20 protein-coding genes are annotated in these 22,493 nt (G+C 71.8%); 8 read left to right on the top strand and 12 right to left on the bottom strand.

Features of this window, described 5'->3' with window-relative positions; translation table 11 throughout:
• The first annotated feature begins 9 nt into the window (after nt 1–9).
• Nucleotides 10–642 carry an HNH endonuclease family protein gene (locus tag ABZ297_RS17110; RefSeq protein ID WP_355346298.1) on the top strand — a complete coding sequence of 211 codons (633 nt, stop codon included), beginning with the start codon at nt 10–12 and terminating at the stop codon, nt 640–642.
• Between the two features lie 31 nt (nt 643–673).
• Here ABZ297_RS17110 and ABZ297_RS17105 read toward each other — a convergent pair whose 3' ends face one another.
• The 3 genes from ABZ297_RS17105 to ABZ297_RS17095 are packed head-to-tail and all read right to left on the bottom strand — an operon-like array spanning nt 674 to nt 2,981.
• A complete protein-coding gene (locus tag ABZ297_RS17105) occupies nt 674–1,033 on the bottom strand; it encodes a PepSY domain-containing protein (RefSeq protein WP_355346295.1) in 360 nt (119 codons plus the stop codon).
• 35 nt (nt 1,034–1,068) lie between these two features.
• On the bottom strand, nt 1,069–2,307 hold the full coding sequence (locus tag ABZ297_RS17100) for a HAMP domain-containing sensor histidine kinase (protein WP_355346292.1): 1,239 nt from the start codon (nt 2,305–2,307) through the stop codon (nt 1,069–1,071).
• Complete coding sequence (locus tag ABZ297_RS17095) at nt 2,304–2,981, bottom strand: response regulator transcription factor (protein WP_350805519.1); 678 nt, start codon at nt 2,979–2,981, stop codon at nt 2,304–2,306. The genes ABZ297_RS17100 and ABZ297_RS17095 overlap by 4 nt, the downstream gene beginning before the upstream one ends.
• Before the next feature lie 91 nt (nt 2,982–3,072).
• Here ABZ297_RS17095 and ABZ297_RS17090 point away from each other — a divergent pair, with 91 nt between their 5' ends.
• Nucleotides 3,073–3,510 carry a hypothetical protein gene (locus tag ABZ297_RS17090; protein WP_355346290.1) on the top strand — a complete coding sequence of 146 codons (438 nt, stop codon included), beginning with the start codon at nt 3,073–3,075 and terminating at the stop codon, nt 3,508–3,510.
• Here ABZ297_RS17090 and ABZ297_RS17085 read toward each other — a convergent pair.
• The 8 genes from ABZ297_RS17085 to aceB all read right to left on the bottom strand — a co-directional run bounded on the left by ABZ297_RS17085 (nt 3,494) and on the right by aceB (nt 12,745).
• Nucleotides 3,494–5,455 (bottom strand): hypothetical protein, encoded by a 1,962-nt coding sequence (locus ABZ297_RS17085; protein WP_355346287.1) that lies wholly within the window; start codon nt 5,453–5,455, stop codon nt 3,494–3,496. The two genes, ABZ297_RS17090 and ABZ297_RS17085, sit on opposite strands and share 17 nt — an antisense overlap.
• Before the next feature lie 66 nt (nt 5,456–5,521).
• Nucleotides 5,522–5,734, bottom strand: a complete 213-nt coding sequence (locus ABZ297_RS17080; protein WP_355346284.1) for a DUF2277 domain-containing protein — start codon at nt 5,732–5,734, stop codon at nt 5,522–5,524.
• 3 nt (nt 5,735–5,737) lie between these two features.
• Entirely contained in the window at nt 5,738–6,475 is a 738-nt protein-coding gene (locus tag ABZ297_RS17075) for an IclR family transcriptional regulator (protein ID WP_355346281.1), read from the bottom strand.
• A 55-nt stretch (nt 6,476–6,530) separates the two neighbouring features.
• Nucleotides 6,531–7,283: an IclR family transcriptional regulator gene (locus ABZ297_RS17070; RefSeq protein WP_355346278.1), complete on the bottom strand. Its 753-nt coding sequence runs from the start codon at nt 7,281–7,283 to the stop codon at nt 6,531–6,533.
• 19 nt (nt 7,284–7,302) lie between these two features.
• The gene (locus ABZ297_RS17065) at nt 7,303–8,505 is read right to left on the bottom strand and encodes a heterodisulfide reductase-related iron-sulfur binding cluster (RefSeq protein WP_355346275.1); all 1,203 of its coding nucleotides are present in this window, start codon (nt 8,503–8,505) and stop codon (nt 7,303–7,305) included.
• Between the two features lie 2 nt (nt 8,506–8,507).
• Nucleotides 8,508–9,674 carry an FAD-binding oxidoreductase gene (locus tag ABZ297_RS17060; RefSeq protein WP_355346272.1) on the bottom strand — a complete coding sequence of 389 codons (1,167 nt, stop codon included), beginning with the start codon at nt 9,672–9,674 and terminating at the stop codon, nt 8,508–8,510.
• Nucleotides 9,674–11,113 (bottom strand): FAD-linked oxidase C-terminal domain-containing protein, encoded by a 1,440-nt coding sequence (locus tag ABZ297_RS17055; protein WP_355346269.1) that lies wholly within the window; start codon nt 11,111–11,113, stop codon nt 9,674–9,676. Before ABZ297_RS17055 ends, ABZ297_RS17060 begins: the two co-directional genes overlap by 1 nt.
• A 54-nt stretch (nt 11,114–11,167) precedes the next feature.
• The gene (gene aceB, locus ABZ297_RS17050; RefSeq protein WP_355346266.1) at nt 11,168–12,745 is read right to left on the bottom strand and encodes a malate synthase A; all 1,578 of its coding nucleotides are present in this window, start codon (nt 12,743–12,745) and stop codon (nt 11,168–11,170) included.
• 154 nt (nt 12,746–12,899) lie between these two features.
• Here aceB and ABZ297_RS17045 point away from each other — a divergent pair, with 154 nt between their 5' ends.
• The 4 genes from ABZ297_RS17045 (at nt 12,900) to ABZ297_RS17030 (ending at nt 17,555) form a co-directional block, all read left to right on the top strand.
• Nucleotides 12,900–13,589, top strand: coding sequence for a DUF4097 family beta strand repeat-containing protein (locus ABZ297_RS17045; protein ID WP_355346263.1), 690 nt, complete (start codon nt 12,900–12,902; stop codon nt 13,587–13,589).
• Between the two features lie 97 nt (nt 13,590–13,686).
• Nucleotides 13,687–15,099, top strand: a complete 1,413-nt coding sequence (gene hflX / locus ABZ297_RS17040; protein ID WP_355346323.1) for a GTPase HflX — start codon at nt 13,687–13,689, stop codon at nt 15,097–15,099.
• Between the two features lie 413 nt (nt 15,100–15,512).
• Nucleotides 15,513–16,721, top strand: coding sequence for an imidazolonepropionase (gene hutI, locus ABZ297_RS17035; protein WP_355346260.1), 1,209 nt, complete (start codon nt 15,513–15,515; stop codon nt 16,719–16,721).
• A 24-nt stretch (nt 16,722–16,745) separates the two neighbouring features.
• Complete coding sequence (locus tag ABZ297_RS17030; RefSeq protein ID WP_355346257.1) at nt 16,746–17,555, top strand: DegV family protein; 810 nt, start codon at nt 16,746–16,748, stop codon at nt 17,553–17,555.
• 134 nt (nt 17,556–17,689) lie between these two features.
• On the opposite strand, the gene ABZ297_RS17025 is transcribed toward ABZ297_RS17030, so the two are convergent.
• Complete coding sequence (locus ABZ297_RS17025; RefSeq protein WP_355346254.1) at nt 17,690–17,908, bottom strand: tautomerase family protein; 219 nt, start codon at nt 17,906–17,908, stop codon at nt 17,690–17,692.
• Nucleotides 17,909–19,042: 1,134 nt separating this feature from the next.
• Between ABZ297_RS17025 and ABZ297_RS17020 the strand changes: the two genes are divergently transcribed.
• Nucleotides 19,043–19,636, top strand: a complete 594-nt coding sequence (locus ABZ297_RS17020) for a ComEA family DNA-binding protein (protein ID WP_355346251.1) — start codon at nt 19,043–19,045, stop codon at nt 19,634–19,636.
• A 161-nt stretch (nt 19,637–19,797) separates the two neighbouring features.
• Nucleotides 19,798–22,254 (top strand): ComEC/Rec2 family competence protein, encoded by a 2,457-nt coding sequence (locus ABZ297_RS17015; RefSeq protein WP_355346248.1) that lies wholly within the window; start codon nt 19,798–19,800, stop codon nt 22,252–22,254.
• Nucleotides 22,255–22,493: the final 239 nt, after the last annotated feature.

Genomic DNA, 22,493 nt, shown 5'->3' with positions numbered 1-22,493 from the left:
TTGACTGCTGTGACGTTGGTCGCAGGCTGTGGCGGGCTGGACGCGCGGACGTCGTCCCCCACATCCGGCAAGGGCTCGTCCGCGGACGTCGCCGACGCCCGCAAGAAGCTCGCCAAGCTCGCGGTCAAGGGCCGCGCGCCCCGCACCGGCTTCAACCGCGACAACTTCGGCCCCGCCTGGGCCGACGTCGACCACAACGGCTGCGACACCCGCAACGACATCCTCAAGCGCGACCTGCGCGACGAGAAGTTCAAGCCGGGCACCCACGACTGCATCGTGCTCAGCGGCGTCCTCGACGACCCCTACAGCGGTAAGACGATCGACTTCAAACGCGGCCAGGACACCAGCACCGCCGTCCAGATCGACCACCTGGTGCCGCTCTCGGACGCCTGGCAGAAGGGCGCCCAGCAGTGGGCGGCGAGCAAGCGCAAGGAGTTCGCCAACGACCCCCTGAACCTGCTCGCCGTGGACGGCCCGCTCAACAACCAGAAGAGCGACAGCGACGCGGCCACCTGGCTGCCCCCGCGCAAGGACTACCGCTGCGCCTACATCGCCCGGCAGATCGAGGTGAAGACCAAGTACGAGGTGTGGGTGACGGCAGCGGAGAAGACCGCCATGGAGGGCGTCCTGTCCAGCTGCTGACCACACCCACGGCGGGCGGCGTCAGTCGCCGTCAGTCGTCGTGGTGCCCGCCGTGGTCGTCTCCCCGCTCCCTTCCGCGGCCGCCGTGGTCGTCCGCGCCCACGCGGTGGGTCTGGTGGCGCAGGAGGCGGCCGGTGCCGGCGTCGATGTCGAGTTCGTGCTCCACGGCGCCCTTGACCAGCTCGACCTCCCAGACGTCCGGGCGGGCGCCGCGGTCGTCGTGGCCGACCTCCTTGACCCAGGCGCCCGGCACCTGCCGGTGCGCGATCTCGATGGCCCGCTCGGCCGTGACCTTGGGGGCGGCGGTGGACGCGGCGAAGGCGGCGCCTCCACCCGCGACCAGCACGACGGCCCCTGCTCCTGCTGCGATGAGCTTCTTGGTGATTCGCATGCCCGTACTGAACCGCGATCACCGGTAACCGCGCGCTAAGCGCGGGTTAAGACCACCTCGACGCTCGCGCCCCCCGCCGGTGACGACGTGACCGACAGGTGGCCGCCCGAGGATTCGGCGGTCCGGCGGGCGATGTCGAGCCCGAGCCCGGTCGAGCCGCCGCCGCTGCTGCCCCGCTCCAGCAGCGACGCGTCGAAGCCGGGCCCCGAGTCGCTGACCGTCAGGACGGCCCGTGAGGGATGCGGCGCGAGCCGCACCGACAGGGACGCCCCCTCGGGGGTGTGCGCGAACACGTTGCCCAGCAGCGCGTCGACGCAGGCGGCCAGTTCCTCGCCCCCCACCGCCACCGGCAGCTCGCCGGGCGGCAGCGACACTGAGACGTCCCGCCCCTGGTCCTCGGCCAGCACGGACCAGAAGCGCACCCGCTCCCGCACCACGCCGGTCGCGTCGCAGGTCTCCCGCCCGGCGGAGCGGCGGCGGGCGTCGGTGATGACGGCGCTGACGGCGCGCTCAAGGGCGTCCACCCTGGCCCCGACGCGGGCCGCCTCCTCGGGGTCGCGCAGCGCCTCCACGTCCAGCCTGAGGCCCGTCAGAGGGGTGCGGAGGCGGTGCGACAGGTCCGCCACCGACTCGCGCTCGGCCGTCAGGAGGTCGCCGATGCGGCCCGCGAGGTGGTTGAGCGCGAGCGCCACGGAACGGACCTCCGGCGGACCGCCCGGTTCCGCGCGGGCGGCGAGATCGCCGCCCGCCAGCCGGTGCGAGACGCCCGCCAGCCCGACGACCGGCCTGGTCACGGCGAGTGCCAGCCGGTCGGCCAGGACGATGCCCAGCACCACCAGCGCCAGCCCGAGCCCCGCCAGCGCCAGCCACGCCTCCCGAACGCCGCGCAGCAGCTCGTCGTCGGGCACGAACACCCTGATCACGGCCGCGCCCTCCGGCGACTGCGCCGAGACCAGCACCTCCCTGCCCCCGGACGCGGCGGCGGTGACGCTGCGGCCCGTCGCGGCCAGCCGCACCGCGTCGCTGCGAGGGGCGGGCGCGCCGAGCGTGCGCCCGTCAGGGAGGAACACCGTCACCGGACGCGCCACCTGCTCGACGGCGACCGGCAGCTCGGGGGTCCCGACCGCGACGGACACCGACTCGGCCGAGGCGGTCGCCCTGGCCATCGCGCCGTTCTCCGCCACGGCCCGGATCAGCAGCGCCATCGGCACCAGCAGCGCGATCAGCACGACCGACGTGGTGGCCGCCACCAGCAGCGCCAGCCACCGCCTCACGACGGCTCGACCAGCTTGACCCCGACCCCGCGCACCGTGTGCAGGTAGCGGGGCTCGGACGCGGTCTCGCCCAGCTTCCTGCGCAGCCACGACAGGTGGACGTCCACGGTCTTGTCGGCGCCGCCGTAGGGGAGCTGCCAGACCTCCGTGAGGAGCTGCCGCTTGGTGACGACCTCGCCGGGCCGGGCGGCGAGGTGGTGCAGCACGTCGAACTCGCGCGGCGTCAGGTCCAGCGCCACGCCGTCGAGCGTCGCCGTCCGGGCGCGCGGGTCCACCCGCAGCGCGCCCACCACCAGCGGCTCGGGCGCGGGCGCCCCCGCGCGCCGCAGCACCGCTCTGATCCGCGCGTCGAGCTGCGCCGCGCTGTACGGCTTGACGACGTAGTCGTCGGCGCCCGCGTCGAGCACCGGCACCATCTCGGCGTCGCCGTCGCGGGCGGTCGCCACGATCACCGGCACCCGGCTGACGGCGCGCAGCATCCGCAGCAGCTCGCCGCCGTCGAGGTCGGGCAGCCCGAGGTCGAGGACGATCAGATCCGGACGGTCCTGGACGGCCATCCGCAGGCCGTCGAGCGCGGTGGGGGAGGAGGAGACGGCATGGCCGAGCTCCCGCAGGCCACGGCCGAGCGCCGTGCGGATCGTCACGTCGTCCTCGATGAGCAGAATGTCGGCCATATACGGAACCTAGAGGTTTTCGGGCGATGAGCCGAGCGCCCTTATCGTGGCGTTAACCTGCCTTTAGCCGTACGTGGGGGAGGCTGAGCGGGTGAAGCGCCTCGTGCTGGCCTGGGCCGTCACCGCCGTCGCCGCGACGGCGGCGGCCGTGGCGGTGCTCGGCCTGCTCGGCGGCGGGCTCACCGGCACGTCCAGCCGCGTCCTGAGCCAGGCGGAGATCCGCGCCGCGCTCGCCACCGCCACCGCCACCACCCGGCCGCCCGTGGCCCGCCCGACGGGGACGCCCACCGCGCCGGCGACGCCCGGTGACGGCGGTCTTGTCCGCACCGAGGGCGGCAGCGTGATCGCCGCCTGCGACGGCGACCAGGTGACGCTGCGCTCGTGGACCCCCGCCCAGGGCTACTCCGTCGACGCCGTCGAGCCCGGCCCCGGCCGCGAGGCCAGGGTCGAGTTCGACCCCGACGAGGGCGACGACGTCAAGCTCAGGATCCATTGCTCGGCGGGGCGGCCCGTCACGCTTCGGCACTGAGCGCGGCCTTCGTCAGGTCGGCCTGCCGCCTGATCTGCCCCATCACGATGGGATTGACGCCCTTCGCCTCGAACGTCGCGACCATCCGGTCCATCACCGCGTTCGCCCGGTCGAGGTCGCCCTGCCGGGCCTCGGCTCTGGCCAGGCGGCGCATCACCATGTTGAGCGTGATGTTGTCGATGCTCGCGTCCCTGGACACCTCGGTGAGCTGCTCGATGCCCTGCTTCGGGTCCGGTGGCCGGATGCGCAGCCGCTTGTCCGCCGTCAGCGCCTTGAACTCCCGCTCGGCGTTGAGCCCCTTCACCATCCGGGCGTAGACGGTCAGCGGGTGCCCGGCGTACCGGTCGATCAGCTCGTCGAGAGCGGCGTTCCCGGCCCGCAGGGCGGGCGAGTCGGAGCCGAGCAGCGAGAACAGCCGGCCCTGCTCCTCGCCCAGCATCAGCTCGGCCACCCGGTGGTCGTCGCCGCCGACCGGGTAGCGGACCCTGACCAGGCACGCGGGGGAGACGATGCGGGAGCCGTCGGCGGCCACGTACTGCGCTCGCACCTGGTACTCGCCGGGTTGCTGGAAGTAGTGCCCGTCGCGCCCGTGCCCGATGTAGGCGCTGCGGTACATGGCCGGGTTGCCCGAGTCCAGCCGGATGTCGCGAGAGGTGTCGACGCAGTGCCGCATCATCGGCCGGTACAGCACGGTCCTGCCGGACGGCTGGGTGATGCAGACCTGGGTGAACTCGGTGTCGGGGTGCAGGTGGCCGTGCGTGGTGCGGGGCTCCCCGCCGGCGGACGGCGCCGTGGACAGCTTGAGCTCCACCACCACCGGCTCGCCGAAGCCGAACCCGTCCTTGGCTCGCAGCTCCAGCCGGAGCCCCGAGTGGTCCTCGACGGGCTGCTCGAAGGGGGCGACCTCGGCCGCGCCCGTGCCGAACGCGTTCGCGCCCATGGCCACGTCCCGGTAGAAGCCGTGCCGCAGGTGGACCAGCTCGACGTCGGTGAACTGGAACGGGAAGGCCGCCCAGTACGCCGGCTCGCCGCCGGGCTGGTAGTTCTGCACGTAGTTCATCCATGACAGGTCGCCGAAGCCGCCGCCGGGGCCCAGCGGCTGCGGCGGCGTGCCGAGGTTCTTCTGCCACGAGTGCAGCAGGTTGAAGGCGTGCCCGAGCTCGTGGACGTAGGTGCGCAGCTGCGCGCGCTGCGCCTGCGGGGTGTCGCCCCTGATCGCGTCGTAGAACACGGCCGAGCCCTGCCGCTGGTGGGCGTCGTTGTAGTCGAACATGATGCCCCGGTAGCCGGCCACGTGCTTGCTGGCCACCAGCAGCCACACCCGCCACGCCGGAGCGTCGGAGAGCAGCGAGAACTGCTGCGTCATGGCGTGGTGCAGTTCGGCGTCGTCCCACGCCAGGTCGGCTTCCGACCCCTCGACCGGGATCACGCCCGGCGGGGCCGTCGTCAGGTCGACGCCCGCCTCCCTGAAGGCCCCGATCACGCTGAGCTCCCTGGCCGTCAGGCCGGTGGGGCCGGGCAGCGTGCCCGTGTCGTAGGCGACGAACGGCACCGCCCCCGCCACGGTGTCCTGCTCCAGCAGCACGCTGCGGAAGTACGGCGAGGCGAACGCCAGCCGGTATGTGCGGCCCGCGACGGTGGCCGTCCCCGTCGTGCCGGTGAGGGTGACGCTCACCTCCGTCGCCGCGGTGCCGAAGGTGGCCGCGGTGCCGAAGGTGGCAGGGGTGTCGAAGGTGAACGTGCCGTGCCCGTCGACGCGCGTCTCGTCACCCTCCGCGCGGACGGCGGGCGAGGTGACCACGAACGAGCCGAAGTAGGACGTCGTCGCCCCCGCCACCGAGAACAGGTCGCCGCTCACCCGGCCGGTGGGCCTGGCCCCGTCGACGTCGATCCGGAGCTCCAGCCGGGAGTCGCCGTCCTGGCCCTGGTACAGCCCGCTGATCATGGGAGCTCCCTGTCCGGATCGTGGTGGAGGTCACACCCGGGAGACCTTCCCCACCGGCGGGAGCTGTCAACGTCCGCCGCGAACCTGCAACGCCCCCAGCAGGTCCTCCGACGCCCTGGCGACCGCCTCCACCGCCCGGTCGAACGCCTCGGCGTTGTGCGCGGCGGGCGCACGGAACCCGGAGATCTTCCGCACGTACTGCAGGGCGGCCGCGCGCACGTCCTCCTCCGTCACGTCCTCGGTGTACGGGGGACGCAGGGTCTTGATGCTTCTGCACATGGCTCAACGGTAATAGCCGATTCGCTGACTGATTTCCCGCGCGCCCGCGGCCAGCAGCCTGCCCACCTCGGGCAGCCGCTCAGGAGTGAGCCGGTAGGAGGGGCCCGAGGCGCTGACGGCCGCGACCACGACCCCGTCGCTGCCCCTGACCGGCGCGGCGACCGCGTTCAGCCCCACCTCCAGCTCCTCGAGCGTGCAGGCCCAGCCGCGCTCCCTGATCTGCGCCAGGCCCAGCCCGGTTGGGTCCGTGATCGTCGCAGGGGTGTAGCGCTCCAGCTGGGCGGGCAGCGGCAGCGCGCCGAACGCCAGCAGCACCTTCCCGCTGGACGTGGCGTGCGCCGGGGTGCGCTGGCCGACCCAGTTGTGCCCGCTGATCGCGGCAGGGCCGCGCACCTGGCTGATGTTGACCGCGTGACCGTCCTGCGGCACGGCCACGTTGACGGTCTCGCCCACCTCCTCGGCCAGGCGCAGGCACACCTTGCGGCTCTCCTTCGACAGGTCGAGCTGCGCCGTGGCCGCGCCCGCCAGCCGGACCACCCCGAAGCCGAGCCGGTAGCGTCCGCGGTCGCCGGTCTGCTCCACCAGGCCACCCTGTTCGAGCGCCGCGAGCAGCCGGAACGCCGTGGACTTGTGCACGGCCAGCTCGACGGCGAGGTCGGTCACGCGGGTGGCTCCTCTGCGCGCCAGGATCTCCAGGATCGCGATCGCCCGGTCGACGGACTGCACGGAGCTGTTGCTCATAGCGCAACAGAATAATGTGTCAAGGCCCTCCCTGTACGAGGGCCGGGCACTCCGATCAGGCTCCGCCGGCCGCGGGGCTGAGCTCGGCGCCGAAGGCGTGCGCGATCTTCCGCATGCCCTCGGCCAGCTCGTCGCGGTCCAGCGCGTCGATCCGCTCGGCGGGCCCCGACACCGACATCGCGGCCACCACCCGGCCGCCGTCGTGCACCGGCACGGCCAGGCAGTGCACGCCGAGCTCCTCCTCACCCAGGTCCATCGCGTACCCGCGCTCCCTGACCAGGGCCAGCTCGGTGAGCATGGCGTCGGTGTCGACGATCGTGTTGGGCGTGCGGCGCGGCATGCCGGTGCGTCCGAACACGGTGGCCGCATCCTCGGCCGTGCGGCCCGCCAGCAGCACCTTGCCCACGGCCGTGCTGTGTGGCAGCACCCGCCGGCCGACCTCGGCGAACATCCGCAGCCTGCGCGGCGAGGCCGCCTGCGCCACGTAGACGACGAAGTCGCCCTCCAGCACGGCCAGGTTCGCCGTCTCGCCCGACAGCTCCACCATCTTCGACAGGTACGGCTGCGCCCACACGCCCACCATGCTCTCGGCGACCTCGCCCAGCCGTACCAGCCCGCCGCCCAGCGCGTAGCGCCGATCCGACTCCTGCCGGACGTAGCCGCGCGCCAGCAGCGTCTGCAACAGCCGGTGGATCGTCCCGTACGGCAGCCCGGTCCTGGCGGCGATCTCCGACAGGCCCGCCTCGCCCCCGTGCTCGGCCAGCGCCTCCAGCACGTCCAGCGCCCGCTCGACCGACTGCACGCTCACGCGCACACCCCCGCTTCGCTCAAAGTCGCACCCCGCGCAGGGAGGCGTCGAGCACTTCGGCCGTGTGCGCCACCCTGATGTCGGCGCCGCCGCGGCGCATGGCCGAGACGATCTGCATGGTGCAGCCGGGGTTGGCCGACACCAGCAGCTCGGCGCCCGTGGAGGCGACCGCCTTGGCCTTCTGGTCGCCCAGGTCGCGGGCGGCCTCCGGCTGGAACAGGTTGTAGGTGCCCGCGGAGCCGCAGCAGATGGCCGCGTCGGGCACCTCGCGCAGCGTCAGCCCGGGGATGGCGCGCAGCAGCTGACGCGGCTGCGCCCGGACCCCCTGGGCGTGGGCCAGGTGGCAGGCGTCGTGGTAGGCGACGGTGAGCGGCAGCGGATGCCGCTCGGCGACCGGGCCCAGCTCGACCAGGTACTCCGACAGGTCCAGCACCCGGAAGCCCGGGTCCTCGCCGAGCAGCTCGCCGTACTCCTTCATCGACGAGCCGCAGCCCGCCGCGTTCACCACGACGGTGTCGACCCCGGCCTTCCTGAACGTCCTGACCGTCCGGCGGGCCAGCCGCCTGGCCTGCTCGTCGCGTCCGGAGTGGACGCTGAGCGCGCCGCAGCAGCCCTGCCCCGGCGGGATCAGCACGTCGCAGCCCTCCAGCGCGAGCACCCGCGCGGTGGCCGCGTTGACCTGCGGGAAGAACTCGCCCTGGACGCACCCGGTGAGCATGCCGACCACGGCCCTGCGCTCGCCCCTGGCCCTGACCAGCTTCGGCATCCGCTGGCGGAGCCCCACACGCGGCGCCAGCGCGGCCATCGCGCCCAGGCTCGGGTTCGCCCGCCCGAGGAACGGCGCCATCCGCTCGGCCAGCCCCATCGCCGGACGCAGCAGCCTGAGCCTGCGCGGGTAGGGGAACAGGCTGAACACCATGCCCCGCACCGCACGGTCCTGCGGCTCGCGCGGGCGGGCCCGCTCCACCTCGGCCCTGGTCTGCTCGATCAGCCGGTCGTACCGGACGCCCGACGGGCAGGCGGTGACGCACGCCATGCAGCCGAGGCAGGCGTCGAAGTGCCCGGCCATCTCGGCTGTGATCGGGGTGCCCTCGACGTGCTGCTTCATCAGGTGGATCCGGCCGCGCGGCGAGTCCATCTCCTCTCCCCACAGCACGTACGTGGGGCAGGTCGGCAGGCAGAAGCCGCAGTGCACGCAGTCGTTGATCAGTTCGGGGTCCATGGTCAGATGCCTCCCAGGAAACGTCCGGGGGACAGGGTGCGCCCGGGGTCGAAGCGCTCCTTGACCCGCCTCATCAGCGGCAGGGCGCTGACCTCTCCCCAGCGGTCGACGTCCTCCCGCTGCGTGGCGAGCACGGTCATGCGGCCGGTCCGCTCCCTCAGCCGGGCAAGCGTCTCCGCGCCGGCGTCGCCCGCGGGCGTCAGGTGCAGGCGGCCGGAGACCGGCGAGCCGCGCAGCCGGAACCCGGCCTCCCGCGCGGCGTCGAGCACCCCGTCGAGGACGCTGGGCAGGAACCGGACCTCGACCAGCACCTCGTCCTGGGGGATCACCCCCCACCAGGACGGCGGCTCGCCCGCCACCTCACCCGCGCCGATGATCTCTCGCAGCACGAGCGCGCGCGGCTCCGCCGCGGTGCCCTCGACCAGGACGGCCAGCGTCACGGGCCCCTCGGGGTCGGGCCGGTCGACCTCCACCGCGCTCGGCTCCGCCTGCGAGGCCGCCAGCGCCGCCGCCACCTCGCGCAGGCGGGACGGCTCCACCTCGGCCACCACCCAGCGACTGTCGGCAGGCAGCGGGTGGAGGCGGAACGTGGCCTCGGCGATCACGCCCAGCGTGCCGTACGAGCCGGTGAACAGCTTGCCCAGGTCGTAGCCCGCCACGTTCTTGACGACCTTGCCGCCCGACCTGGCCACCGTGCCGTCGGCCAGCACGACCGTGATGCCGATCAGCAGGTCGCGGGCCGTGCCGTAGCGGAAGGCGCGCGGCCCGGCCGTCGCGGTGGCCAGCGTGCCGCCCACCGTGGCGTCGGGGGCGGTGTCGAGCGCCAGCTCCTGGCCCTTCTCCGCCAGGGCGGCGGCGAGGGCGCCCATCGTCACCCCGGCCTGCGTGCGGACCACCAGGTCGCCCGCCGCGTGCTCCAGGACCTCGTTCAGGCAGCACAGGTCGAGCAGCACGTCGCAGCGCTCGGGCGGGCGCCCCCAGTGCAGCTTGGTGCCGCCGCCCACCGGCACCACGGCCAGGTCGTGCTCGGCGCAGGCCCGCAGCACCGACGAGACCTCCTCGACCGTCTCGGGGAGCACCACCCAGCTCGGACGCACCCCCGACACGGCGTCGCCGGGGCCGGCGTCCCGGACGGTCACGCCGGTCTTCTCCAGCTGCTCGCGCGGCATCAGAACTGCTCCGCCTTACCCGACTCGACCAGCGGATGCACACCCTTGCGCACCCCCGGCACCTCCCCGCACAGCCGCGGCGTCGGGAACACCTTGCCGGGGTTCGACAGCCCCTTCGGGTCGAAGGCGCACCGCAGGAGCTGCATGGTGTCGAGGTCGTCGTCGGAGAACATCTTCGGCATGTACCTGGCCTTGTCGACACCTACCCCGTGCTCGCCGGTGATCGACCCGCCGTGCTCGATGCACAGATCCAGGATCGCCCCCGACACCATCTCGGCCCGCTCGCCCGCCCCCGGCTCGGCGTCGTCGAAGAGCACCAGCGGATGCAGGTTCCCGTCGCCCGCGTGGAACACGTTCGCCACCCTGATCCCGTGCTGCCGCGACAGCCCGTCGATCGCCGCCAGCACGCGCGGCAGCGAGGTGCGCGGCACCACGCCGTCCTGGACGATGTAGGCGGGGCTGATGCGTCCGACGGCGGCGAACGCCGACTTGCGGCCCTTCCAGATCGCCGCCCGCTCGGCCGGGTCGTCGGCCACCCGCAGCTCGAACGCCTTCGAGCAGATCTCCTGGAGCTGGGCGAACTGCCGCGCCACCTCGGCGCCGGGGCCGTCGAGCTCCACGATCAGCACCGCTCCCGCGCCCTCGGGGTAGCAGCAGGCCACCGCGGCCTCGGCCGCCTCGATGGACAGCGCGTCCATCATCTCGATCGCGGCGGGCACGATGCCCGCCCCGATGATCGCCGAGACGGCCTCTCCGCCCTCCTCGAGGCTCTCGAACGCCGCCAGCACGGTGGTGACGGTCTCGGGGACGCGGCTCAGCCGCACCGTGATCCTGGTGGCGATGCCCAGCGTGCCCTCGGAGCCGATGAACGCGCCCAGCAGGTCGTAGCCGGGGTCCAGGGCGTCGAGCGTGACCAGGTCGCCGTCGGGGGTGACGATCTCGCACGCCTCGACGTGGTTGACGGTGAAGCCGTGTTTGAGACAGTGCGCGCCTCCGGAGTTCTCCGCGACGTTCCCGCCGATCGAGCAGATCTGCTGGCTGGACGGGTCGGGCGCGTAGTAGTAGCCCTCGTGGAGGACGGCCTCGGTGATCGCCAGGTTGGTGACGCCCGGCTCGACCACGGCCCTGCGGTTGGGCAGGTCGATCTCCAGGATCCGCCGCATCTTGGACGTGACGATGAGCACGCCGTCCTCGCGGGGCAGCGCGCCACCGGACAGCCCGGTGCCCGACCCGCGAGCCACGAACGGCACCCCGAAGTCATTGCAGATCCGGACGATCCGCGCTATCTGCTCCGCCGTCTCGGGCAGCACCACCACGCCGGGGGTCGCCCGATGATAGGTGAGGCCGTCGCACTCGTAGGTGCGCAGCCGCACCGGATCGGTGATCACCTCGTCGGCGGGCAGTACGGAACGCAGCGCCGCCGTCAGCGTGTCCAGCATGGTGGCCCTCCCGATCGGCTGTTCGGTTTTGTCCCCTCTACCAGCCTGCCTCTTTTACGGCATACGGGCGTAGGCGGGCAAGGTGAGGAACTCCGCGAAGTCGTCGTCCAGAGCCACCTCCTTGAACAGCGCGGTCGCCTGGCCGTACAGCGCCTCGTCGTAGCCCGGCTCGGCGGCGATCTTCGCCAGTTCCTCCGCGATGATCCGCTCGACCAGGTCCTTGGTCACCACCTCGCCGCTGTCGGACAGCGTGATGCCGTTGTGTATCCACTGCCAGATCTGCGAGCGCGAGATCTCGGCCGTCGCCGCGTCCTCCATCAGGTTGTGGATCGCCACCGCGCCGAGCCCGCCCATCCATGCGGCCAGGTAGCGCAGCGCCACGTCCACGTTGTTGCGCAGCCCCGCCTCGGTGATCTCGCCCGGCGTCTCGGAGACGGACAGCAGGTCGGCGGCCGAGACGGCGACGTCCTCGCGCAGCCGGTCGAGCTGGTTGGGCCTGGACCCGAGCACGCCGTCGAACACCTCACGGCAGATCGGCACCAGATCGGGGTGGGCCACCCACGAGCCGTCGAACCCGTCGCCCGACTCGCGCGTCTTGTCGGCGCGCACCTTCACCAGCGCCGTCGCGTTCACCTCGGGGTCGCGACGCGAGGGGACGAACGCCGCCATCCCCCCGATGGCGTGTGCGCCGCGCTTGTGGCAGGTGCGCACCAGCAGCTCGGTGTAGGCCCGCATGAAGGGCGCGGTCATCGTGACGGCGTTCCGCTCGGGCAGCAGGAACTCGCGGCCCCGGGTGCGGAACTTCTTGATCACGCTGAACAGGTAGTCCCAGCGTCCGGCGTTCAGCCCGGCCGAGTGCTCGCGCAGCTCGTACAGGATCTCCTCCATCTCGAACGCCGCCGGGTACGTCTCGATGAGGACGGTCGCCCGGATCGTCCCGGCGGGGAGGCCCAGCAGCGCCTGCGCGCGCAGGAACACCTCGTTCCACAGCCGCGCCTCCAGGTGGGACTCCATCTTCGGCAGGTAGAAGTACGGCCCGAGCCCCTTGGCGAGCTGCCGCTGGGCGCAGTGGTAGAAGTACAGGCCGAAGTCGAACAGCGAGGCGGCGACCGGACGCCCGTCGACCAGGGCGTGCTTCTCGTCCAGGTGCCAGCCGCGCGGCCGGACCACGATCGTGGCCAGCTCGCTGTCGGGGCGCAGCGCGTAGGACTTGCCGCCGGTCTCGAAGTCGATCGCGCGGTCGAGGGCGTCGCGCAGGTTGAGCTGGCCGTTGACGCAGTTCTCCCAGAGCGGCGAGTTGGCGTCCTCGAAGTCGGCCAGCCAGACCTTGGCGCCGGAGTTCAGCGCGTTGATGGTCATCTTGCGGTCGACGGGGCCGGTGATCTCGACGCGGCGGTCCTCCAGCCCGGGGGCGGGTGGCGCGACGCTCCACTCGGTCTCCCTGACCTGCTTGGTCTCGGGCAGGAAGTCGAGCATGCCGCCCGCTGACAGCTCCGCCTGCCGCGCCTGGCGGGCTTCGAGCAGTTCCAGACGCCTGGCGCCGAACTCCCGCTGGAGAGCCGCCACGAAGCCGCGCGCCTCCGGCGTGAGGATCTCGTCGAACCGGTCGAGCATCGGGCCGGTGATCTCCATATGCTCCCTCTTTCCGTAATGTGGAAAATGAGTTCTGGATTATGGAAGTGACGCTACGTCATCGCCTGGCCGGGGTCAAAGGTGGGGTACCCCCGGGGAACCATCGGGGGCATCCCCGATGTGCCCCTCCGACGCGGCCGGAATGATCGGTGGCATGAAGACGATCGTGATCGCGGGCGGGCTCCTCGCCTCGGCGGCCCTGCTGACGGGCTGCGGACTCAAGAGCATCGGCGGCCCGACCAACCAGGACACCGTCACGTACCAGGTCACGGAGAAGGTCGCCGCGCTGCACCTAAGGAGCGGTGCGGGCGACATCGCCGTCACGGAGTACAACGGGTCGTCGGTCCGCGTGGTGGAGACCCTCCAGTGGCGCAACGACAAGCCCAAGACGTGGCACAAGGTCGACGGCGACACCCTGTCCATGTCCTACGACTGCGAAGCCTCCTGGGGCAGTTGCGGGGTCGACTACAAGGTCGAGGTCCCCAAGGGGGTCCAGGTCAAGGTCGACACGGGCTCGGGTGACATCACGCTCAGGTCGCTGACGGGGCCGGTCGAGGTCGAGACCGGCTCCGGCGACGTCGACGGGTCTGGGCTCGGCGGCACGAAGATCCTCGCCAAGAGCGGGTCGGGCGGGGTCGAGCTGAAGTGCGTGGCCGTCCCCGACAGCGCCGAGCTGAGGAGCGGCTCCGGCGACGTCGTCCTGCACGTGCCGCAGGGCACGTACGACGTGGACGCCAGGGCGGGCGCCGGCGACGAGACCGTGTCCGTGAAGACGGACTCCGCCTCCCCGCACAAGCTCACGCTCAACGCCGGCTCCGGCGACGTGAGCGTGCTCCCGGGATAACGCTCCCGGGATAACCAGGTGATGACCCGAGGGATGTCATGTCACCATCGGGGAAGAGACCGGGATGTCCGGACGTTGCCTATTAGAGATGACACGTATGCACGAATACTCCGCTCTCGACGAGTTCGAGACCGGCGAGATGGACCTCGAGGAGCGCCAGGCGCTGCGCCGCGTGGCGGGACTCTCGACTGAACTCCAGGATGTCTCCGAGGTCGAGTACCGGCAGCTGCGGCTTGAGCGGGTCGTCCTCGTCGGCGTCTGGACCTCGGGAACGGCGACCGACGCCGAGAACTCCCTGCTGGAGTTGAAGCTGCTGGCCGAGACGGCCGGGTCGGAAGTGCTCGAAGGCCTGATCCAGCGCCGCCAGAAGCCCGACCCCGCCACCTACATCGGCTCGGGCAAGGCCCTGGAGCTGCGTGACGTGGTGGAGTCGTCCGGCGCCGACACGGTGATCTGCGACGGTGAGCTGACCCCTGGCCAGCTCCGCCAGCTGGAGGACACCGTCAAGGTCAAGGTGATCGACCGCACGGCGCTGATCCTCGACATCTTCGCCCAGCACGCCAAGAGCCGCGAGGGCAAGGCCCAGGTCGAGCTGGCGCAGCTGCAGTACCTGCTGCCGCGCCTGCGAGGCTGGGGTGGCAACCTGTCCCGGCAGGTCGGTGGTCGCGCCGCGGGCGGCGTGGGCATCGGCGGACGCGGTCCAGGTGAGACGAAGATCGAGCTGGACCGGCGCCGCATCCGCGAGCGGATGGCCAAGCTGCGCCGCCAGATCGGCGGCATGTCCACCTCGCGCGACACCATGCGCCACCGGCGCAGCAAGCGCGAGGTTCCCGCCGTCGCCATCGCGGGTTACACCAACGCCGGCAAGTCGTCCCTGCTCAACCGCGTCACCGGCGCGGGCGTGCTGGTGGAGGACGCGCTGTTCGCCACCCTCGACCCGACCGTGCGCAAGGCGCGCACGCCGGAGGGCAGGCTGTTCACGATCGCCGACACCGTCGGGTTCGTCCGGCATCTACCGCACCAGCTCGTCGAGGCGTTCCGGTCCACGCTGGAGGAGGTCGCCGACGCCGACCTGATCCTGCACGTGGTCGACGGCTCGCACCCCGACCCCGAGGGCCAGCTCACCGCCGTGCGCGAGGTCCTCGCCGACATCGACGGCGCCTCCGAGGTGCCCGAGATCGTGGTGATCAACAAGGCCGACGCGGCCGACCGGGAGGTGCTCGACCGCATCGCCAGGCGCGAGCGCGACAGCATCGTGGTCTCGGCCCGTACCGGCGCCGGGATTCCCGAGCTGATGCGGCTCGTCGAGGAGCGGCTGCCGAGGCTGGACCACGAGGTGCACCTGCTGGTGCCGTACGAGAGGGGCGACCTGATCTCGCGGGCGCACAAGGAGGGCGAAGTCCTCTCCGTGGACCACGTCGAGGACGGTACGATCCTGCACGCCCGCGTCCTGCCCACCCTGTGGCAGGAATTGGAACGGGCGGGCAAGCCGGTCGAACGCGTCTCTTAATGGGACGACTGGGCAGCTCTGGTTAAAAAGAACGCAGGGCTGCCCAAAAGCGACAGTGGTCGTTCATCCTTGGGATTGCTACGATAAGCCGAGCCTTACGACACTTATGGCGCGGGTTCAGATGATGGCTGCTGCGAATCACGTCGCATTCGGGGGCCAAGGGGGAGGACCGGGGCTGGGTGGCGCATGGGATCAGTGGGCTTTCTTCCGAATAACCCTGTACAGCAAGCCGACCTGTGAAATAACGTAACTGAACTGAAATCGCCGGATCATGAGTCTGGCGATACGGTCACCGCTAAGCCTTACGCGGATGAGAGCAGGAGACCCCCCATGTCGTCCCTACCCGGAGCCGACTCAGTGGGCGCGGCGCGTGCCGTGCGCTGGGTGCTGCTCGTCCGCGGGGCGGTGATGCGGTGACCGTTCGGCTTCTGACCAACATCGGCCGCCTCTGGACCGGCAACGAGGTCCTCAGCAACGCGGCCATTCTTGTGCACAACGACCGCATCGCCTGGGTCGGCCGTGCCCCCGACCTGCCGCAGAGCGTTCCCGGCGTCGTCGACGACATCGTCGACGTCGACCACGTCGAAAACCTGGGCGGCGCGCTCGTCACGCCCGGCCTCATCGACGCGCACACCCACCCGGTCTACGCGGGCAACCGCTACGCCGAGCTGGCCATCCGCACGGGCGGGTCCAGCGCGGCGTCCATCGCCGCGGCGGGCGGCGGCGTGGGCTCGACCGTCACCGTGACCCGCGGCACCGACCCGTGGACCCTCTGCAACGGCGTGCGCGAACGGCTGCGCGCCTGGCTGGTCAGCGGCACCACGACCGTCGAGGCCAAGACCGGCTACCACCTCACCCGCGACGGCGAGCTCGCCGACGTGCGGCTCCTGCGCGAGCTGGAGAAGGAGCCGATGATGCCGCGGGTGCACGTCACGTTCCTCGCGGCGCACGTGGTGCCGCCCGAGTACTTCGGGCGTCAGCGCGAGTACGTCGAGGCCGTGGGCGCCTGGTGCGCCGACGCCGCGGCGGCCGGTGCCGACAGCGTCGACGTGTACTGCGACGAGGGGCACTTCACCACCGAGGAGTCCCGCTGGGTGCTGGCCTCCGGCCGCAACGTCGGCCTGCTGCCGCGCATCCACTCCGGCCTGTTCAGCCGCCGCGGAGCCGTCCAGCTGGCCGCCGAGCTCGGCTGCGCCTCGGCCGACGGCCTGCACCACACGTCCGACGAGGACATCGCGATCATGTCGAGGTACGGGGTGCCCGCCGTGGTCTGCCCCGCGACCGCGCTCCAGCGCGGCAAGCTGCCGCCGGTCCGCCAGATGATCAAGCACGGCGTCCAGATCGCGCTCGGCAGCGACCACAACCCCGGTCACTGCGGCATCACCTCCATGTCCCTGGTGATCGCGATGGCCGTGTCGGCGTTCGGGATGAGCGTCAACGACGCGCTCCGGGCCGCCACGCTCGGCGGCGCCACCGTCCTCGGCGCGCCCGACCGCGGCGTCCTCGCTCCCGGTCGGCTGGCCGACATCGTCCAGTGGGACGCCGACCACGAAGGCGCGTTCGCCTGGAGCTACGGGCTCAAGCCGCGCCGCGTCTGGCGAGGCGGAACCCCGGTCCAGTAGCCGTTCGGTCGTTAATCTCGGTGTATGCCGCCGTCGGTCGCCGTTGTCACGGATTCCACCGCTTACCTCCCTGACCTCTCTGGGATCACGATGGTCCCCGTGCAGGTGATTTCGGGGGGTGTGACGTTCGATGAGGGCGACTTCACCGGCAACCTCTCCAGGGCGACCACGTCCCGTCCCGCCCCCTCACGGTTCGCCGCGTGCTACGCGGCCCTCGCCACCGGCGGCGCGGCGGGCGTGGTCTCGATCCACCTGTCGGGAGAGCTCTCAGGCACTGCGGACGCGGCCGCGCTGGCCGCCAGGGACGCGCCCGTGCCGGTGGAGGTGATCGACAGCCGGTCCATCGCGATGGGCCTCGGCTACCCCGTGCTGGCGGCGGCCAGAGCCGCGTCCGCCGGAGCGGCGTTACCGGAGGTGACGGCGGCGGCCCGGCGATGCGCCACCGCCACGCGGACGTTCTTCTACGTCGACACCCTGGAGCACCTGCGGCGAGGCGGGCGCATCGGCGCCGCCGCGACGCTGGTGGGCTCCGCCCTGATGATCAAACCCCTGCTGCACATCGTCGACGGCCGGATCTCCCTCCTGGAGAAGGTGCGCACGTCCGGCCGGGCCATCGCCCGCCTGGAGGACCTCGCCGTGGAGGCCGCGGGCAAGGGGGCTGTAGAGGTGGCCGTGCAGCACCTGGGGGCCAGCGGACGGGCCGAGGACCTGGCAGAACGGCTCGCCAAACGGCTGCCGGGCGTGGTGGAGATGGCCGTGGTGGAGGTGGGGGCGGTGATCGGCGTGCACGTGGGGCCGGGAATGCTGGGGCTCACCGTGACCTCCGCCGGTTGACCGGGCGGGGCGTCCCTCCTGCCTCCCCGGGCGTGTGACGCCGTGCGGCGGCCGCCCGTGCCCACCTGAACCTCGCCTGCCGCCTGCCAGGAGTTCGCCGCCACGCTCGGGGGCCGCTCTCCCGGGGTGCTTCGTCAAGATCGGCCGGGCGGCGCGCCCGTGGCCATGGCTTTCACGTCCGCGGTCGTCACTGGCTGACCGCCGACACCCCAGTCACCGCTCTTGACCTCCTCGACGAGGACCAAGGTCATGGAGCGCAGGTTCTCGCCTTCGATGCCGACCATCGCCTCGGTCAGTTTCTGGACGATCTCGGTCTTCTGGGCCGCGGTGAACGCCCCTTCGATGACCTTCACGGTGATAAGCGGCATGATTCCCCCATCCATCCGATGCGCGGGCCATACCCCTGAGGGCTGGAACCATGCGGAACAGGCGCGCGGGTCCGTCCTCGGCGGTCATCCCGTCGATTACCGCCCTCGCACGGTCGGGCCGGCGGGTTACCGGGCGTCCCTGCGCAGGCCACGTCGCCGGCCCGCAGGAAGGAGCGCGAGACGTCGATGCGGCCAAGCTCTGATGGCCACCCGCGCTCTTCCGTGCCCTGACGCAGCCGGGCAACCCGGCGAACGAGTGTGGACAACCCGATGTTGTCCACAGAACTCAATTCGGTGGAGGGGGCGAAGGCGGGTCGCTTCTAGCTTTCTGCCGTGCGAACTCACGACGCTGTCGCGGAACGGGACATAGCCGAGTCCCGGCTGCGCTCCATCACCGCCTCGGGCCGCCGCGCCCCCGCCGCGCGAGTCGCCGCCCCGCGCATCCCCTTCGCGCCGCCCTCAAGGGCCCTTCCAGGCGCCCATGACGCCGAGGCGCACCATCCTGGGGCCCATCCGGCGGATCCGCTCTCAGCGGCTTCCAGCGCCCGCCGAGGGCCCAGCGAGCCCCTGCTGCCCGCCACGCCCGTCTGGGCGGTGGGCACCCGGCCGCCCGAGGCACTGAAAACCTCCCCAGAGGCCAACAAGCCTCGGCCACAGGCCGCCCAGCCTTCCCCAGTCCCCTCCGCGCCCCTCCCCGAGACCGCCCCGCCCTTTCCCGTCTTTCCTGCGCCTGCGCCTGGTGTTGCGCAGCCTTCCTACGACGTCCACGAGGGGGCGCCTGGGGCCGTGCAGCCTCTCTCAGACGGCCTCCTCGGCGCCCGATCGGAGGGCGCTCAGCCCTTCACCGACCTTTCCCGACCGCTATGGGGGGCTGGACAGCTTTCCCAGGAGCCTCGTGAGCCTGGGCCTACGGATTCTGCGCCTATTCGGGATTCTCCTGATCCACGCTCCGACGCTTCCCTTCAGCGGGCTCGCGGACCACACGCCGGCGCCCCGTTTCGGGCGGGCCGTGAGCCCTACGCCAGCGCCCCGACCCCTGCCCCTTCATCTGGTCGACGCGCTGCACCGGCTCCCATCCCACCCTCCTTCCAAGCCTTCCGCGCGACCCTGGACGCCAAAGTGCCCACCCTCGACCCCGGGCGGCCCGGCCTGCGCGCGCTGATCGTCGTGGGCGTGGCGGCGGCCCTTGTCGCGGCCTTCATCGCCTGGCGCTCCCAGCCGTCCCCCGAACCGCTCCCGGCTCCCAGCCCGCTCACGACGACGACCCCAGGCCCGCCCCCGAGCCCGTCCGCTACGGCAAAGGTAACCGTCCATGTCGCCGGCAAAGTCCGCAAACCAGGCGTCTATTCCCTGCCCGCCGGCTCCAGAGTCATGGACGCACTGACAGCGGCCGGAGGTGCCGGCCACGGCGCGTCCACCAACTCGATCAACCTGGCCAGACGCCTGGTGGACGGCGAGCAGGTCGTCATCGGCATCCCCGCCTCCGCCCCCGCTGTTGCCGGCCTTCCCTCCCCGGAGTCCGCAATCCTCGACCTCAACGCAGCCACCCCCGATCAGCTCGAGCAACTACCAGGCGTAGGCGAAGTCCTGGCCGCCAGAATCGTCGACTTCCGAACCGCTCACGGGGGCTTCGCCAGCATCGAACAACTACGCGAGGTTTCCGGCATAGGCCCAAGAAAATACGACGAAATCAAGACAAAGGTCCGCGTCTGACATGCACCAGCAGGCGGCCAGCCAACACATCCCACTGCGGGACCTCGGCCAGTGCAGCGTGCGTGGAGGAGCCTGATATGGACGACATTCTCCTACCTCGCAGCCATTCATGGGCGTTGACGCTTCCGGCTCTCGCCGCTTGGGCGACGGCTCTCCCTCTGATGAGCTGCTCCGCGACGACAGGCATCGCGGTCGCGTCCATCGCCGCCGTCGCCGCCTTGACGGCGGCGTTGGCCACCCGCAGCCGTCCGACGACGGGAGCCGGACAATGGCGCAACGTGGCGATAGCCGTGCTCGGCTGTGTGGCGGCGGTGGCGGCCGGGGTCGCGCTGCGGGTCCACGCCGTCAGCACCGGCCCCGTCGCCGACCTGGCAGCCAACGGCGCCTCGATCACCGCCCAGATATCCCTCACCGACGACCCGAAGATCAGACCGAACAAGAGCGGCCACTTCAAGTTGGAGAGGGTCGTGGTTCCCGCCACCCTGGAGATCGTCCAAACTCGCAGCACTCGGCTCGCCCTACAGACCCCGATCACCGTCTTCGCCGGCGGTCCTCAGTGGACCGCCTTCCTGCCCAGCCAACGCCTGGAGGTCACGGGCCGACTGGCAAGGCCCACCCCGGGAGAGCTGACGGCCGCCGTCCTTCTGGTTCGGAGCCCACCGAAGGTGCTGGCGCCGCCATCCTGGCCGCAGACCGTCGCGGGCAGCCTCCGCGCGGGGCTGAGGCACGCAGCCGACGCCCTCCCTCCCGACCAGCGCGGCCTGCTCCCCGGCCTGGTCGTGGGCGACACCTCTCGGATGGATCCTCAAGTCGCCGCCGACCTCAAGGAGGCAGGGCTGAGCCATCTGAACGCCGTGAGCGGCGCAAATCTGGCAATTGTCGCAGGAGCCGCCCTGGCACTCGCCCGTCTCGCGGGCCTTCCCCTGGCCCCGAGAGCACTTGTCGCCGCCGCCTCCATGATCGCTTTCACCGTGGTCGCCCGGCCCTCACCCAGCGTCCTGAGAGCGCTTCTGATGGGCCTGGTGGCGGCGATAGCTCTCGGCACGGGCCGGGCGAAGGACGGTGTCACGGCACTCTCGGCCTCGGTCCTCCTCCTGCTCATGTTCGACCCCGAGCTGGCCCGCTCGTACGGCTTCGCCCTCTCGGTGGCCGCTACCGCCGGCATCCTCCTCCTGGCTCCCAACTGGCGCGACCGCCTCGCCTCCACCCCAGAGGGGCAGAACACGACCCCACCCGGCAAGAAACCAGAACGCTCTTCGGCCGCCGTAGACCCTGAGCATCAGCCCACCGCCACCGCCTCACCCGGCGTCGGACGGTTCCGGGCGGCATCGTCCGGTGAGACGTCCACGGGTCCAGCACGCCTGAGCGCGTTGCGACGGTGGCGAGGGGTGAGGTTGCCTCGATGGGGCGCCGAGGCCGTGGCCGTGCCCGCAGCAGCCCAGGCCGCGGTAACGCCCGTGCTGCTGTTGATGTCAGGCCAGCTGACCCTCGTCGCGGTGCCCGCCAACCTGCTCGCCGGCCCGGCGGTGGCGCCCGCGACGCTGCTCGGTTTCCTCGCCGCCCTGGTCGCGCCCATCTCGCCCGAGGCGGCGCAGTTGCTGGTCATACCCGCTGGATACGCCGTGGGCTGGATCATCATGGTCGCCCACTGGGCGGTGAACGTCCCGCTGGCGACCGTGCCGTGGCCGGGCGGTCTGGCCGGGGTCGGGCTGCTCGCCGTCGCGGTGGGCCTGGCGGTTCCCGTGCTGCGGCGCCGGGCCTGGAGGGCGGTGGCGTTGACGATGGCCGGTGCCGCCCTGGTGGCGCTCCTCGTCGTCCGTCCGATCGCGTCGCCGTGGCCGCCCAGGGGCTGGCTGATGGTGGTCTGCGACGTCGGCCAGGGCGACGGGCTCGTGGTCGCGGCAGGCCCCGGACGAGCCGTGGTGGTGGACACCGGCCCCGATCCCGTCGCCATGGACCGCTGCCTGCGCAGACTCGGCATCCGGGACGTCCCGCTGCTGGTCCTGTCACACCCGCACGCCGACCACGTGAACGGCCTCCCCGGCGTCTTCAGGGACAGGCGTGTGGGAGCGGCCGTCGTCAGCCCCGATCACGTCGCCCCCCAGGAGGCCGCCCGCGTCTCCGCCGACCTGTCGCGACGGCGCACGCCCGAATGGCAGGCGACACCTGGCACCCGCTGGCGGTTCGGCCCTTCGGAGATCACCGTGCTGGCCCCAGACCCGGCGCTCGGCGAGATCGGCGGACAGGGCGAAGGAAGCGTCGTCAACAATTCGAGCGTCGTCCTGCTCGTCCGCTGGCAGGTCGGCTCCGCCCTGCTGAGCGGCGATATGGAAACGGAGGCCCAGGAGGAACTTCTGCGCAGATTCTCACCTCGCGCAGATATCTTGAAGGTTCCGCATCACGGATCGCCGCGCCAGGACTCGGCCTTCCTCGCGGCCGTGGGCGCCCGTGCCGCACTGATCAGCGTCGGTGCCGGGAACGACTACGGTCACCCCGCCCCCTCCACGCTCGCGAACCTCCACCAACTCGGCGCCCGCGTCTACCGCACGGACCGGTCGGGGGACCTCGCCGTCGTCGCAAGGGAAGGTGGCCTGGCCGTGATTCCCCGAGGCCCGTAGCCGCTGATGCGTGCGGGGGAGTGTCCGGCTGTTGGGCAGCCGGTTTGCCGGGCAAGGCGTCAGCGGAAGCGGCCGACTGCTGCGGCGGCTTCCGCTGACACTTTCCGCAGTTCGCGGGATGCTCCCGCAGTTCGCGGGATGCTCCCGCAGTTCGCGGGATGCTCCCGCAGTTCGCGGGATGCTCCCGCAGTTCGCGGGATGCTCCCGCAGTTCGCGGGATGCTCCCGCAGTTCGCGGGA

This window comes from Nonomuraea sp. NPDC005983 (genome assembly GCF_040614375.1).
Classification (GTDB): Bacteria; Actinomycetota; Actinomycetes; order Streptosporangiales; family Streptosporangiaceae; genus Nonomuraea.
The sequence above is the reverse complement of the archived record's forward strand: the minus strand, read 5'-3'. Positions and strand labels throughout refer to the sequence as shown.

Bases quoted from the DNA above. Each gene is read 5' to 3' on its own strand.
- ABZ297_RS17105 (WP_355346295.1), bottom strand. From the start codon at position 1,033: ATGCGAATCACCAAGAAGCTCATCGCAGCAGGAGCAGGGGCCGTCGTG.
- ABZ297_RS17095 (WP_350805519.1), bottom strand. From the start codon at position 2,981: ATGGCCGACATTCTGCTCATCGAGGACGACGTGACGATCCGCACGGCG.
- ABZ297_RS17085 (WP_355346287.1), bottom strand. From the start codon at position 5,455: ATGATCAGCGGGCTGTACCAGGGCCAGGACGGCGACTCCCGGCTGGAG.
- ABZ297_RS17080 (WP_355346284.1), bottom strand. From the start codon at position 5,734: ATGTGCAGAAGCATCAAGACCCTGCGTCCCCCGTACACCGAGGACGTG.
- ABZ297_RS17075 (WP_355346281.1), bottom strand. From the start codon at position 6,475: ATGAGCAACAGCTCCGTGCAGTCCGTCGACCGGGCGATCGCGATCCTG.
- ABZ297_RS17065 (WP_355346275.1), bottom strand. From the start codon at position 8,505: ATGGACCCCGAACTGATCAACGACTGCGTGCACTGCGGCTTCTGCCTG.
- ABZ297_RS17060 (WP_355346272.1), bottom strand. From the start codon at position 9,674: ATGCCGCGCGAGCAGCTGGAGAAGACCGGCGTGACCGTCCGGGACGCC.
- ABZ297_RS17055 (WP_355346269.1), bottom strand. From the start codon at position 11,113: ATGCTGGACACGCTGACGGCGGCGCTGCGTTCCGTACTGCCCGCCGAC.
- aceB (WP_355346266.1), bottom strand. From the start codon at position 12,745: ATGGAGATCACCGGCCCGATGCTCGACCGGTTCGACGAGATCCTCACG.
- ABZ297_RS17045 (WP_355346263.1), top strand. From the start codon at position 12,900: ATGAAGACGATCGTGATCGCGGGCGGGCTCCTCGCCTCGGCGGCCCTG.
- hflX (WP_355346323.1), top strand. From the start codon at position 13,687: ATGCACGAATACTCCGCTCTCGACGAGTTCGAGACCGGCGAGATGGAC.
- ABZ297_RS17030 (WP_355346257.1), top strand. From the start codon at position 16,746: ATGCCGCCGTCGGTCGCCGTTGTCACGGATTCCACCGCTTACCTCCCT.
- ABZ297_RS17015 (WP_355346248.1), top strand. From the start codon at position 19,798: ATGAGCTGCTCCGCGACGACAGGCATCGCGGTCGCGTCCATCGCCGCC.